Origin of the sequence: Mycobacterium gordonae (assembly GCF_001417955.2) — a bacterium.
Taxonomy (GTDB): Bacteria; Actinomycetota; Actinomycetes; order Mycobacteriales; family Mycobacteriaceae; genus Mycobacterium; species Mycobacterium gordonae_B.
Genome location: NZ_LKTM01000028.1, coordinates 1 through 13,173, shown reverse-complemented (window position 1 = coordinate 13,173; position 13,173 = coordinate 1). Strand labels below are relative to the sequence as shown.

15 protein-coding genes are annotated in these 13,173 nt (G+C 64.5%); 10 read left to right on the top strand and 5 right to left on the bottom strand.

Annotated features, from left to right (window positions below; genetic code table 11):
- Window positions 1–77 precede the first annotated feature (77 nt).
- The 5 genes from AO501_RS05570 (at window position 78) to AO501_RS05560 (ending at window position 3,548) form a co-directional block, all read left to right on the top strand.
- The gene (locus tag AO501_RS05570; protein ID WP_156452329.1) at window positions 78–791 is read left to right on the top strand and encodes a hypothetical protein; all 714 of its coding nucleotides are present in this window, start codon (window positions 78–80) and stop codon (window positions 789–791) included.
- Between the two features lie 34 nt (window positions 792–825).
- Window positions 826–1,134, top strand: a complete 309-nt coding sequence (locus tag AO501_RS05565; protein WP_055576776.1) for a hypothetical protein — start codon at window positions 826–828, stop codon at window positions 1,132–1,134.
- A 78-nt stretch (window positions 1,135–1,212) separates the two neighbouring features.
- Window positions 1,213–1,518 (top strand): hypothetical protein, encoded by a 306-nt coding sequence (locus AO501_RS36840; protein WP_156452328.1) that lies wholly within the window; start codon window positions 1,213–1,215, stop codon window positions 1,516–1,518.
- Window positions 1,519–3,195, top strand: a complete 1,677-nt coding sequence (locus tag AO501_RS34900) for a PE family protein (RefSeq protein ID WP_156452327.1) — start codon at window positions 1,519–1,521, stop codon at window positions 3,193–3,195. It abuts the gene before it with no gap.
- A complete protein-coding gene (locus AO501_RS05560) occupies window positions 3,192–3,548 on the top strand; it encodes a hypothetical protein (RefSeq protein ID WP_055576775.1) in 357 nt (118 codons plus the stop codon). The genes AO501_RS34900 and AO501_RS05560 overlap by 4 nt, the downstream gene beginning before the upstream one ends.
- Before the next feature lie 12 nt (window positions 3,549–3,560).
- On the opposite strand, the gene AO501_RS34895 is transcribed toward AO501_RS05560, so the two are convergent.
- From AO501_RS34895 to AO501_RS38790, 3 genes are all read right to left on the bottom strand, one after another.
- Complete coding sequence (locus AO501_RS34895) at window positions 3,561–4,595, bottom strand: helix-turn-helix domain-containing protein (protein WP_156452326.1); 1,035 nt, start codon at window positions 4,593–4,595, stop codon at window positions 3,561–3,563.
- Window positions 4,596–5,067: 472 nt separating this feature from the next.
- The gene (locus tag AO501_RS34890; protein WP_082658411.1) at window positions 5,068–5,280 is read right to left on the bottom strand and encodes a hypothetical protein; all 213 of its coding nucleotides are present in this window, start codon (window positions 5,278–5,280) and stop codon (window positions 5,068–5,070) included.
- 146 nt (window positions 5,281–5,426) lie between these two features.
- Window positions 5,427–5,843, bottom strand: a complete 417-nt coding sequence (locus AO501_RS38790) for a WhiB family transcriptional regulator (protein WP_082658410.1) — start codon at window positions 5,841–5,843, stop codon at window positions 5,427–5,429.
- 290 nt (window positions 5,844–6,133) lie between these two features.
- Between AO501_RS38790 and AO501_RS05550 the strand changes: the two genes are divergently transcribed.
- Window positions 6,134–6,685: a helix-turn-helix domain-containing protein gene (locus AO501_RS05550; RefSeq protein ID WP_055576773.1), complete on the top strand. Its 552-nt coding sequence runs from the start codon at window positions 6,134–6,136 to the stop codon at window positions 6,683–6,685.
- A 30-nt stretch (window positions 6,686–6,715) separates the two neighbouring features.
- Window positions 6,716–7,432, top strand: a complete 717-nt coding sequence (locus tag AO501_RS05545) for a hypothetical protein (RefSeq protein ID WP_156452325.1) — start codon at window positions 6,716–6,718, stop codon at window positions 7,430–7,432.
- 169 nt (window positions 7,433–7,601) lie between these two features.
- Here AO501_RS05545 and AO501_RS05540 read toward each other — a convergent pair whose 3' ends face one another.
- Both AO501_RS05540 and AO501_RS36835 read right to left on the bottom strand, forming a co-directional pair.
- On the bottom strand, window positions 7,602–7,970 hold the full coding sequence (locus AO501_RS05540; RefSeq protein WP_156452324.1) for a hypothetical protein: 369 nt from the start codon (window positions 7,968–7,970) through the stop codon (window positions 7,602–7,604).
- An 807-nt stretch (window positions 7,971–8,777) separates the two neighbouring features.
- On the bottom strand, window positions 8,778–9,023 hold the full coding sequence (locus AO501_RS36835) for a hypothetical protein (protein WP_156452323.1): 246 nt from the start codon (window positions 9,021–9,023) through the stop codon (window positions 8,778–8,780).
- Between the two features lie 786 nt (window positions 9,024–9,809).
- On the opposite strand from AO501_RS36835, the gene AO501_RS05530 reads away from it, so the two are divergent.
- The 3 genes from AO501_RS05530 (at window position 9,810) to AO501_RS36830 (ending at window position 12,985) form a co-directional block, all read left to right on the top strand.
- Window positions 9,810–10,667 carry a chemotaxis protein gene (locus AO501_RS05530; RefSeq protein ID WP_231752352.1) on the top strand — a complete coding sequence of 286 codons (858 nt, stop codon included), beginning with the start codon at window positions 9,810–9,812 and terminating at the stop codon, window positions 10,665–10,667.
- A gap of 127 nt (window positions 10,668–10,794) precedes the next feature.
- On the top strand, window positions 10,795–11,934 hold the full coding sequence (locus tag AO501_RS38785; protein ID WP_231752351.1) for a transglycosylase SLT domain-containing protein: 1,140 nt from the start codon (window positions 10,795–10,797) through the stop codon (window positions 11,932–11,934).
- 244 nt (window positions 11,935–12,178) lie between these two features.
- A complete protein-coding gene (locus AO501_RS36830; protein WP_156452322.1) occupies window positions 12,179–12,985 on the top strand; it encodes a hypothetical protein in 807 nt (268 codons plus the stop codon).
- Window positions 12,986–13,173 lie beyond the last annotated feature (188 nt).

Here is a 13,173-nt window from a genome sequence, read left to right as displayed (position 1 = left end):
CAGGTGGGGGAGGTGGTCTGACTGACCCGTTGGCTGGGATGGGTGTGCCTGGCGGTCTGGGTGGACTGGGCGATCCGATGTCGATGCTCGGGCCGGCCTTGGCGGGCATGAGTTCGATCCCGGGTTCGCTGGGCGGGTTGGCGAGCTCGCTGCCGGCTGCCGCGATGGGGATGGCGCCGCTGGCTGGTCAGATGGCCGGTGCGGGTGTGGGGGACGGTTTCAAGGATGAGGCCCCACGTGAGGGCGCGAAGTCGACAGATTTTGACGATGGCCACGGCAAGGATTCGGCGGGCAAGCCTGCTGAAGCTGCTGGTGAGGAAAGGGGCAGCAAGGACAAGAATCCGGAGGCCTCAGTTACCCCGGCTGCGACAACGGCGGCGTTATCTGGGGCTGTACCTGCCACCGCTGGCGGTGACCCGTCTTTGGTCGTGCAGATGCCTGACGGTTCGCCGGTGACCACCACATCGGCACAGCATGCAGCCGCTGTGCGTGCGGTGGTGAATGGGACGTCGGTTACTGACGCGTGGAAAGGATCTCACGTCTCGTTGCCGCCGCCGGGCACCCCGGTCACCGAGCCTGCTGACCCGAGCCACTTGTTGCCGGGCACGGTTGCTCAGTTCAAGACTCGCGAGCCAGTGATGTTCATGGGAAACGGGAAGATTTGGCTGGACGGCCAGCTGCAGCCGCAGAGCGCATTGCCAACGACGGACTTTTTAGGTTGGGTTGACCCGGCTCAACAGGCCGGTACAGCAACCGCGGCAGCGCCCGCCCCGCGGGCGACAGGTACGTAATTGGTAAGTGCGGGTGAAGGAGCAAACAGGGCTGATGGCCGACAGCGAGGAACAGATTGTGTCCGAGCCTCTGGTCATCGAGTGCTCGCGGGACGGCGCAGTATTGGTCGAGGTTGGTTGCTCCGGTGAACAGGTGCGTGTGCAGTTGGAGCCCGAAGCCCTGGCGTGGCCGATGGAGGTTCTCGCCGATCGGATCGTGCGGCTGTATCGCGTTGCGATGATGCGAGCTCGTGCCGATCATTGGCTCTCTGAGAATTACGGGCTGATGGGGATTCCCAGATCCAACGCTTGGCCGACGCATGCCGAGGTTGACGAATTCCGTCGGTCTGCCATCGATTTCTGAGGTTACGACGATGCGTAACGCCATTTCGCATGGTTGGCTAGCAAACAATAGGTTCAAATTGGGGAAGGTGGAAACGCGGTGGCTGCAGAGGTGAGACTCGACGTCGGAGAGTGGCACGACCATGCACAGTGGTGGGAAGCCGAGGGGCCGCGAATTCGCGAGGAACTCAGCGTCACGCCCACGACTTTGAGCGAGGCCCGGTCAATGTTCGGCAGAATCGGCTCCTCGACGGTAGGGGCAGCGCTGCAGGAACTGTTGCAAGCTCGTGCGGCGGCCGGACATGCTCTGGGTCGCCACTGCGAAGGCGTCGGTCAACAGATCCGTGCCAGTCTGGCCTCCTACACCGAGTCTGAGGAAGCCAGCCAGCGAACACTTCGCACGTAGTTGGCTGAATCGCTACGGGCCGACCCCGCCGCCCTTCGGGCCGCGGGGTCACGGGCGCACGCAGCGGGCAGTAGCGCCTCCCCGGGCTCCGATCACGTGCAGCCGTGCGCTCCCGACGTTGTTTCTGTCGGTGCCAGCACACGGTTCGGGGTTAACCTCGCACTTGCCCGTCAGTACACGAGTGTGGCGACCCGGATGGCGCGGCAGTTCGGGGTGTTGCTGGAGGCTGGGGCCGATGCCTATGACGAGCAGGAGACGGCATCGGCAGCGACGTTGGGCGCGGGCGGGCTGTCGGGTCCCGGCGGCGGGGTTTCTCGACCAGCCGCGGTGCAAGACGAGGCGGCGTTGCTCGGCGGGGGTCAGCCACCGCCGTCGGCGGCAGCCGGCGAAGTTCCCGCGTCGCCGCGCGACATCGCCCGGCTGATTGATAGTGGCCGCACGGGTCCTGGTCCGCAGACTTGGCAGACCGTTGCCGATAGCCTGCGGGGAGAGTCGGAGCGGCTTGAGCGGGCGGCCGAGCAGTTGGCCGCCGCGATCGCCACGGCGCAGCAGGGGTGGGATTCGGCTGCAGCTGATGCGGCCGTGAGCCAGATGCGTTCGCTGCAGACCTGGTTTGAAGGCCACGCGCAGTACCTGAGCATCCTTTCAGCCACCGCGAGTGGGCATGTCGAGGCGTTCCGAACGGCTGCGGCGGAGATCCCGAAGTTGTCGGCGGTCACTGCCGCAGAGCGCGAATTGCGGGCCGCCAACGACGCGAATACCCGCAGCGGCGGGCGGTTGCAGCCGGCAGTGACTCGTTCTCAGGTGCGGTTGAGCGCGTTGTATTCGCAGTCGGCCAATGGGTTCAAGAACTACACGTTCTCTGCGGGGGTTACCTCGACCTCTCCGCCACCCGCCCCGCCTTCTTGGGAACCAGCACAGCACGCTGATCCTGCCGTGCACGGCCCAAGCGATGACCTCGTGACGCATAAGACCGATGCAGCACCAACCGATGCCCCGCAGGAGTCTGTTGATGCGGCCAGGGGGGCGGGTGAGGATTCACTCAAGCCAGGCGCGAGCTGGCCGCCAAGCGCGCTGGACCCGGATGTCGACCTCTCCGGGTCGGTGGATACCGCTGGTACGGCGCCATCATTGCTGCCGGCAATGGTCGGAACCGCGCTAGGTGGAGTTGGCGGCGCACTGGGCGGACTCAGCGGTTTGGGAAGCACGCCCATGCAGGCGATGCCGTCATCCATGATGAGCGGTCTTAGCGGCCCGTCCGGTGGTGCACCGCAGCAGGGTGGCGGGGGCGGACCTGAGCAGCCGGCACCGGCGCCTGCTGGGGGAGGCCATGACGCCGCACCGGACAGCGGTGGGGGGGAACCGGGGGACACAGAACCTGCCGGCGCGCAGGGATCGTTAAGTGCGCCTCCGGTCTTGGCGTCTCCTGCTGTGGAGGCTGCCCCGATGACTGCGGCCCCGGCCGCCAATGTGCCGGCGGCTTCTGCTTCCAATGCAGGGACTCCGATGGGCGCCATGGCGCCCCCGATGATCGGCGGCGCAGGCCGCGGTGGCAGCGGGGCTGACAATAAGCAGCTGTATAAGGACCGAGAACTGAAGGTGACGGTTCCACCGAATAGCGAGCCGGTGAAGGGCCGACGGGAAGCGCGTGGAACAAAAGATGGAGCTGGGAAATGACGGGAATGACCGACGACGAATACGTCGACATCGTCACATCCGGGTTGAGAGAAGCGAAGTCATGGACGGCGCAGTTCAACGACGCCATGCAGCGCGCTGCCCAGCAGGAGTCTGACAACGAGGTAGTGGCCGCGGCGTTCGACGCGGATGGTTACTTGCGGGATTTGTTCATTGACCCCATCGCCCCAGCGCAGTACACCCATGTTGAGCTTGAGGAGCTGATCAGCGCCGAGTTGCGGGACGGGAGTATCAAGCAGCGTGAGGCGATGCGCAAGGTGTGGGACCGCTTTTTCGGCTCCGATGCACCGTGGAGTGAGATCCAAGCGATCGCTGAAGATCTCGAGACCCCTTAACCCTGAGGCATTTCATGCAGGGTCATCACGTGGTGGCGTGCTTGGCGGTCCCGAGCGCGGCTGAGCGCTCTCGCGGTTGCGCCTGGCTATAGCTTTGCCCCATGTGCTGTGCGGTGACTGGCGCCGCTGGGCGGCGTTGTCCAGAATCCGGCGAACCTCAACTCGGCCTAGGCTGCTCGACAACGCCTGGCGGCCAACCGCTTTGGCGCGCTGGGAGGCGTCGAATTCGGTGACGGCCGCAGCGCGGGCGCGCGCTTGGGCTTGCAGAGCTTGGGCTTCCCGCGCCTCGTCAAGGGCTGCAGGCCGCTCGTCGAGATTTGTTGGACCGTGCCAGGCAAAGATGGTCGCGAGTAAGCCAATTGGCCGGTGCGGGCGGTCGGCGGCCCAATTTCCCACTCCGAGCCAGTCGGTGATCATCTGGTTGACGTCGCGCGCCGTCCAGCCGTGTTGAGCGGGTGCGGCCAGGATTCGCGACCAGGCACCGGGGGAGTGCCGCCGACTCCATGGGGGCGAATCCGGCCGTGCCCGCCAGGCCTTCGCCAGCGCTAGCCCTGCCTTGTCTAGGCCTTGGCGGCGCTGCGCGCCGCCTTGCCGCCGGCCGCCGGGCCGGCGTCTGCGGGTAGTGAGTTGAGAAGAACGGTTTTTTGTAGACAAAAAACGACCGCTTAGCGGGTGGGGTGACACGCTGTGGATAACGGCGGTTAGCTGGCGGTTGTCGTGCAGCGCCCACACTGAGGCCCAGCCACGTCGGCGGTCGCCGACCCGGTAGGAGGCGAACCGTTCACCGCGGGTGCGTTGGCGGCCGCGAAGGACTTCGGTGGCCACGCCGAGAAGTTTCAGTGCCTCGTCGACGCGCTGAATGGTGCGAACGGTGTAGCCGGTTTCGCGGGCTAGGCGCTCGTTGGTGGGCCGGCTGTTGCGGCCGGTGGCGTGATCGGCGTAGCGGGCGCGTGCTGCGGCCACGGCGACGAGGGCTTGGCGGCTGACGCCGCCGTTGCACATCATTGGCCGGATCGCGGTGTAGCGCAGGTCGTAAGCGATGGGCACGGTGAAGTGGGCCCATTTGGCGGCCCCTCCGGTCCAGCATGGAACGCCTCGGTAGGTGCCCTCGCCAGGATCTAGCGTGAGAGCTGCGGCGGCAACCCGATGGCAGCCTGCGGTTAACAGGGCGGTGGCGCGCGGCCGCGTGCTGGCAATGCCGCGGCGTGGCTGTTGGGGGGTGCAACCGCGGTACGGAGACGCCGCGAATTCGGTTGATGGTGACGGTGTAATCGAAAAGACACAGAAATCACGGTGCGGCGCTGGAACAGCACTGAGGTATGCGCTACCGTGAGACGAGTCGACCAAGACACGTCCCTTTCGGGGAAATGGGCCGGAGACCCAGAACCGAGCGCCAACTCGGTTTGAACCTTCAGACACAGGCCCCGCTTCGGCGGGGCCTTCGTCATGTCAGGGGGTGCTCTGTGCCCGCTATTCAGATGTCATGTTGGGCTCCGGCAAGGCGTCGGAGCTGAGTTGTCTACATCGCCAGGGGTAGTACCTCCCGAGCGGGAGACTTTCCGAGTTCGCGAGCCAAGTCGGGTCGCCCCGCGTGAATGGTCACGAGGTCGGCGAGGTATTGCGAGATCGACGAGACTCCCGATTCGCGCCACATTGCTTCTAGTACCGGAACAACTTCGATGGGTGGGCGGACCGAGAACTGCTTGCGTTCGCCCTTGTGATGAGCTGGCATGGCCTTGACTCTTTCACCATGGATGTGGAATCAGCTTCGACACGCCGGGCGCTTCGGTGCCTACAAAACGCCTCTGAACTGCAATTACGGTAAATTGCGCCGTAACGTAATTTTGCGCAAACACTGGGGGGACCAGGAGATTGCTGTTACGCGGCGGCGCCGGCCAGCGCCTGGTGCGCATCGTCCTTCTGGGCCAGCAGGTTGGTCAGCGGGGCCACCGGGGCGTCGCCAATTTCACGGGTTCGGCGCCGCTCGAACTGGGCGGCCAGGCGTGCGTAGATCGGCTCGAGCCGGCTCGGGTAGTGACCTGGCAGGACAATGCCGCCCCAGACGCCGTGTGTGGCGCGCGTAGCCACGGCGTTATAACCGCACCGGCCCAGGAATGGGCAACTGGCGCACCAGCGCTGAGCTTTCGCGTAGGTGTGCGGATTGAAGAACAGTTCTGCGCGTTCGCGGCAGGGCAGTTGGACCTCAGTGCTGTGGAAGACCCTCACAGGTGGCGTCGGCAACTGAAGGCGGCTTACCGGCGCTGTTGGTGCCGGGGCCTTACTTGGGGTGGTCATGGGGCATCCTCCCTGTTCGTGTTCTCACAGCCGGTTTCGTTAGGGGCCGTCAGGCCCGTGCGTCCCGGGCTGGTCGGCCCGCGAGGCACCGTCAATGTAACAGAGGATATGACGGTTCTGACGGTTATGACGGTCATAACGTCATTTTTGACGGAGGGGCGACCTGGGGATTCCCGCCCGCGGGGAAGGGAATTCGAGCAAACCCGCACGTGAGGGCAGCTTTTGACGTCGGTCCCGGCGCGGGACGGGGTTCACCTCAAACCGACAGCGAACGGAGAAGAAGATGACGGATGAGCGCCCTGTCTGACGGTTTGTCGGGCAAAATGCTGGTTATGTCGTGGGAGCGTCTCGGGAGGGAGGTGCGGCTTCGGCGGCAGCACCTCGACCTGACACAACCCGAGATGGCCAAACGCGGGCCACTGTCGGTGACCACGATCCGCTATATCGAGAACAACCGAATAGACCGTCTCAGCCGCCGTTCACGCGAAGCACTCGACCGGGCACTGAATTGGGCGCCGGGCAGTACCGATGCGGTGCTCTCGGGCGGCACCCCCATTCCGGTAGGTGGCACCACTATGCCTGCCGCTGTCGCATCGACCGCCGACTCGGATCCGGCCGCAGCTGTAGATCGTTTTGACAAGGCCCGCTGGATACTGAGGATGCGGCGCTCATTCGCAGAGCACCGCGAGGGGATGAATGCTGCTGCAAGGGCAGCACTTGATGAAGAATTCACCACTGCCGCCCGGGAAATAGAACAAGCGCTCATTTGGATGCTGCCCTGGTTAGGCGATAAGGAACGCGCCGAGGCGATCAAGATTTTGGCCGAACTCCGAGACAGTTAGCGTGTCAGCCCGCTTGGTTAACGTCTGGGTATGTTTGACATCCCTGGGATGCCGAAGGGCCCACAACGTCTTCCCGCCACCTGCACATCAGCCGTCCCGGTGCGCGTCTGCCGTTCCGAGAACGCGGCAGCGCCGGTCGCATCGAGTGTGCGTGACAGCCAGCAGCGTCGAACTCCCGTGCGCACCCTCAGTGAGGCCGAGCAGTGGTGGCACTACAGCCGCCAGTGTGCGGCGGCACTGCACGCCGGCCTATCACCGACGCCGGTGAGCGTGTTTGGACCCGTGCTCGAGCCCGGCGAGACGGCGCTGGTTACCGCCAGTGTCGGCTACGCCCGTTTTTGCGGGACGAACGCCAACTACACGTCCATGCCGTTGATCGTGGCAGGCAGGCCGGCTGTCATGGTGGGCGCGTTGGCGGTCCAGGGTCTGGTCAACCACCGCCGCAAAGCGGCAGCACAACGTCAAGCCGCACCGCAGTGGAGATGGCACCAGACCAGCTCGGTGATCGTGACCACCGACCGGTTGCTGTGCGCCACTCGCCCGCATGGCTTGGTCAGCTTGTGGTTCGGGGACTGTACGGAGTTTCATCCGGACTTGCAGCAATGGACGTTGACGCTCAATTTCGGCTCGATCGCGCCAGTCAGATTCAGCGGGGTGGCCACGCCCGCGCTGAGCTTGTTCAGTGCCCACGGGATCTTCGGCGAGGCCTGGGCTGACGACCCGCGACTGGCCGCACTACTCTCCTAGTTGAGCAGATGAATTTGCTGACCGACCCATGTATCAGCGTGTCAGCGCCGGTAGCATTCCCAGTCATGTTCGAAATGGATCCCGCAGCTACACGTGCTGGTTTGACTGAGGCAGATGCCTCCGCAGCCTCTCAGCCGCCTACAACGGTTGCGGGTCTACGAGTTGGCAGCTACACCCTGCCGCTCCTGCACGCAGCCGACATGGTGCACACCGTGCGTGATGCACAAGTGCAGGCCCACGCCACTGCGAATTCGGTGAATCGCGAAATGAGCGTCGCCGCCGTCGAGGCAACCGAGGTGGCGAATTCCAGCGCATTGAGCTGCTGACAGGAGGCTCTGCACATGTCGTCGCCATGGTCCAGGAACGCCGCTTCGTCGTCGCCAGTGACGCTTCCTCCAGCACCGGCGCCGTTCGCGGTACCACCATCGCTGCCGCCAGCGGCAAGCGGCATCGCTCCCAACCCCCGCCGCCGCTGGCCCTGGGCCGCGGCGGCGCTGCTGGCCGTGGGGGTTTCGGTGGGCACCGGCTCGGCCATCACCTACCTGACCATGCACGACAGCAAACCAGCTGCGCCGACGCATACTTCACCGCCATCTTCAGCGCCGCAATTCAGCAGCACCGAGGTGGCTGGCGCCAAGCAGCACGTCTGCCACGTATTCGAGACATCCGTAGGCCACGAGGGCCAAGGTGGGTTCCGCGTGGAGGGCAAAATCAATGTGCCTGTGAACTTACAGTCGGTCACAAGTGCGATCGCTGTGGAACACGCGCTCGGTCCGGCGGTGCCGCCAGACGTCGCAGCCGCAGCTCGCCGGTATATCGATACGACGTTGGACGTGACCACAGCCGCAATGGGTGGAACACCAACGAGTGAAGTCAACCGCCTGACAGACATATCGAATGCCGCAATCGACACGTTCGCCGACGCATGTGGGATCCCTCGGTAACAGTCATGGCGCTAGTGACCGGTTCGGCCGATTCCTGGGTCGAGCGCAATAAGCAGCAAGCAGGGCAGCTGCTCGGCGTATTCGCCAAGGCCAAGCTGTTGGCAGGCGCACCGAGCATCGGTGCGCAGTCAGGGTTTGGGGGTGATCATCCGAGACCGCAAGGTTTGTTCGCCTCAGTACTCTTTCCGCCATTTGTCTGGCCTGAGGATTCCGAAACAGAGTTGCACAGCCGCGCGGAGGCCGAGGAACAGCGCCAGAGATTACGTGAGGGTCAGGCCGATGACGTTCACACTGCACGAAATACTGTGTTCACCCAAGGAGTTTGGCAAGGCATCGGAGCAGACGCCGCCGACTCTGCCTACGCCAAATTGGAGCAACTACTCAACGAGTCCGCCGCCGCTTCAAAGCTCGCTAATAGGCTCATCGGCCAGGCCGCGTCGGATGTCGAGCGCACGAAACGGCTTATGGCACAGGCCAATACCGCTATGCACGACGAGATCGAAAAACTCCTGCGCAGCGGTAGTGGGCATCCCCTGGCCCAGATCGCAGTGATCACCAGCAAATATCGGGCAATCGTGCAGACACATATGGCAGACCTGCACAGGTACTCTGCCCAGTACACCACCCAGATGCTGGGGAACCTTCACCTGGCGCCAGAGGGTGGAGAAGTCAAGCCTGCCAACTTTGGAACGGATGCCACAACGGACCCGACACCAGAGTCACCTACAGTCGGCGCAGCGCCCGAGAGTGGGCTTACTCACCACGGTGGATCATCGGGCACTCGCGACTCCCTGCAGCCTCATGCGCCTCTGTCGACGAATAATCCGAGTTCACCCAATACGTCCCTACCGAGTGGAGGTCTTCCGTCGCCGTTGGGATCCGGTGGTGGTTTACCGGTGTCTGGTCTGCCGAGTATGCCGGGTGGGGGAGGCGGAGGGGGCTCTCCGCTGTCGGGGCTGCAAGGTTTGTTCAGCGGAATCGGCTTCAATCCGGGTGCTTCGATGTCGCCTGCTGGTCTTGGGTCAGCTTCGTTGCCATCCGCGACACCCTCGGCGGCAGGTATGGATTTTGGGCGGGGGTTGGCGGCGGGAGTGTCGGCAGCCGGTGGTGCGGTATCGGCGCCAATGGGGCCCATGCCACAGACGTTGAGTGGTCCGTTGGCTGCGCCGGCGGGGAGTGCGCCTACAGTTGCGGCTCCGGCCGCGGCGACGTCAGCGTCTGCTCCCGCGGCGGGTGCGGTGTCTGCTCCTTCGGGGATAGGGATGCCTGCCGGATTGACGCCGTATGGGTCGGTGCTGCCACCGGCGGGGCCAGTGGTCTCTGCGCCCAGTTCGGTTCCGGCCGTGCCGCCAGTCCCGGCCGAGGGCGGGGCTCCGGCCGCTAGTCCTGGTGCGGGTTTGGTTCCGGCGGTTAGCGGTCGCGCGGTTGCCGGGGTGTCACGTGACGATGCAGCATCGGATGTCGAGGTCGCGAAGATGGCGGTGGCTGAACTCGCCGGCGCGTCTTGTCTGGTGGATGCTGGCCTTGATTGGGCTGTTGCCGTGGGCCACAACGCATCTGGCGGTACTACATTATGGGTGGCTACTAACGACGGGGCTTGTTACATCCCGCCTGGGGTGTTCTTACGAAACGGTATGGCCGTCGCGGGCGGTTTCGATGAGGATTTCGATGTCCGTTGGATGGGTTGGTCCAACCCGGCCGAGAAGGCGGTACGCGGCGCCCGTGCGAACGGGGACAGAGTCGGCGCGGTGGCAACGACATGGGCGTGGCCGTCGGAGTTCCTGGAGGACCCCGACGAGGGGGTGCGGCAGGTGGCGATTGGTGTGCCACACGGGGGTCCACATGGTCCCGCCTCGGAACTTCGCCGTACGCGGATGCATCGTCTACAGACGGTGAATGCGGGTTTGTACGCGAGTTTGAAAGCGATGGATGAACCGGAAGCGATCGCGTACTGCCGGGAGTTGACTCGGCGGTCGGTATTCGCTGGCGTGGTTGAGCTTTCACAGATTGCCCGGACGGTGGCCGATGCCGTAGTGGCCGGCGGGTGGCCAAAAGCGGAGGAATGGGCGGCTCTAAATGCTGAGTATGAGTCCGATCGTCTGATGATGGCGGCACAGCGTCCGGGGCTGAACGGTTTGGAGGATCCAGACCAGGTCGTAAGTTATGAGAATTTCTTCACTAACTGTCGGCGCCTGGAAATGTTGTTGTGCTGGAAGCGATCTGATTCGTTGATGGTGGCCGACGTGGCCTATGCCGCCTGGATCGCTGGTTACCAGCTGTTACCCAGTTAGTAGGTGTCGCGGGTTCACAGGCTGTGGGGGCTTGGTCAGCGGATGGCGGGCGTCTGTAGGGGTGTTTGTCCGTTTGGTTGTGGTGAGGCGTTTTTTTGCGGGTTAGTTTTGGTGGGTGGTTGGCCCGGTGTCGCAGTTTGTTGCCGATGTGGATCGGGTGCTGACTCGCGCGCATGGGTTGTTTCCCACGTCGGGGGGGTCGGCGGCTGGTGTGTTCGCCGCCAATGGTGGTGGGCGGTCGGTGCCGCCGGTCCCTGCTGGGGGTAGCGGTTTGGGGTCGGGCGCCGCTGGTGCCGGTGACGGTTACGGCGCGGCGCGGGCCGCGGTGACGGGGCTGGAAGTGCAGTCTGGCGGGGGGGCTGGTGAGGCGACCGCAGTTGGTCAGCGGGGGGCGCTGGGTGCTGGTTCGGTGCGTGATGGGGCGCGGGCTCAGGCCGATGCGATAGGGAGGGTGGCGCATACGGCTCCGGGGATGCGGTTGATGGTCTCGGCGATGGATGAGCGTTTGGGGGCGATGCAGCGCCAGATCGAGGAGACCACGGCCGAGAATCGGGTGCTGGCGCTGCGGTTGCGGCAGTTGGCGGCGGCGTATCAGGGGTTGCGGATGGGTGGCGGTGCGGGCGGGTTGTCGGCGCTGAGCGCTATCCCGGCGGCTTTCAGCGGGGGCTCGGGTAGTGGGTTTGGCGGCCTGGGCGCTCTGGGCAGCCTGCCGATGTCGATGCTGGGCCGGATGGGCAGGGTTGGTGGTGGTGCGGTCGCTGGCCCGACGATGGGGTCGTCGGGTTTGGCGGCGGGTGCTGCGGGTGTCGGTAAAGGTGCTCTGGCTACATCGGAGGTGTCATTTGAGGGCAAGGGCTTGTGGCCGGGCGGGGCGGCGGCGATGAGTCGGGTTGTTGATGAGGCACTAGACCGCAACGGCATTTCTGATCCGCGAGCTCGTGCGAACTGGAAGAACGGGATGATGACGATCGCTGAGCACGAGTCGAGCTTCCGGTCGGACGCGATCAATGTGTCCGATACGAATGCACATGGTGCGCGCCAGGTCGATGGTGGTCCGTTGAACTCCAGCCGGGGTCCTTGGCAGCTGGTGCCGGGGACTTTTGCGGCGCATCACCAGCCGGGGACGTCGAATCATATTTGGGATCCGGTAGCCAATGCGTGTGCGTCGATGAATTATCTGATGTCGCGTTATGGGGTTGCCCGTGATGGGCATAATCTGCGGGCGTTGGTCGGCCAGGCTAACCCCGGTGTGCATCACGGCTACTAGCTGTCGGCCGCTGCGCAAGCACGTGTGTGGGCCGAGTTTCTGGGGGCAGGTGTGCGTAGATGAGAGCTGTGGTGACTGACGTGGAAGGGACGCTCTGGTGAACGTCACAGAGTTCGTGGCGGCAGTTGACCGCCTTTTGTCGCGCGCTCATGACCTGTTTCCGGCCGAGGGGGGTGCCGGTGGCCAGGTGCCCACGTCGGGCGCTGGCAGCTCGGTGCCGGCGCCCCCTTCCAGTGGGAGCAGCTTGCGCACGGGTGTTTCTGGGGTCGCCGTTTCGTATCAGCAGGCGCAGACGACTGCTGCGGGGTTGGATGAGCAGGTGCGGGAAGCCGCAGCTCAGGCCCTCGCGATCGGTCAGCAGGGGCGTGCCGCCTCGGGCATGATCCGCGATCAGGCCCGCCAGGTGGGGGCATCGGCGGAGTCGCTGGCACGCTATCCGGCTGGAACTCAGCTGCTGGTGGCGGCGATGAATCAGCATCTGTCGGCGATGCAGGATCAGGTGGAGTCGACTCAGAGTCAGTTTCAGGCGGTGTCGGCGACGTTGCGGCAGGTCACCGCCGGTTATCGGAAACTTCCTGGGCACAGGTCAGGAACTGATGCACAGCCACTGGACAATGACAAGCCGCAGGATTCAGGTAAGCCGGGTTGGGTAGTGGGCGATCCTCGGCACAGGCCGTGGGTGGCTGGACCGGGCGGGCCTACCCCTCCAGGTCCTCCGGATGGACCTCGATGGATTGAGATTGGTCCTGGTTCGGGAACGTTTGTGCGAGCTGACGAGATTCCGGGTGTGGTGGTCAAGCAGCCCGGCGATCTTGCGCCCTCCCCGGGTTATGACCACTCCGGCAATCCGTATACGTGGATCGAGTTAGTTCCGCATTCGGGGGTGTTCGCGCCGAGCACCGACTTCCCCGATGCCCGATTCATGGGTCCGAATTCATTGGGGCCGCCGGGCACGTTGGAATATCTTCCGGGTTCGGGGATTTGGGTGCCGCGCGACTCATTGATTCACGAGCCGCTTGCACCCCCTTCGTCGGCCACGCGGGGCGACTAGTATGCCGCGGCTCGGCGCGGTTCGCGTAGTGGATCGGGTGTGCGCGGCGGTTCGCTGCCGTTGAGAAGCTCATCGCCAGCGGCGTGAAGCCGGCGTCACTTTCTTTCCGCCGTTGTGGTGAGGCGTTTTTTTGCGGGTTAGTTTTGGTGGGTGGTTGGCCCGGTGTCGCAGTTTGTTGCCGATGTGGA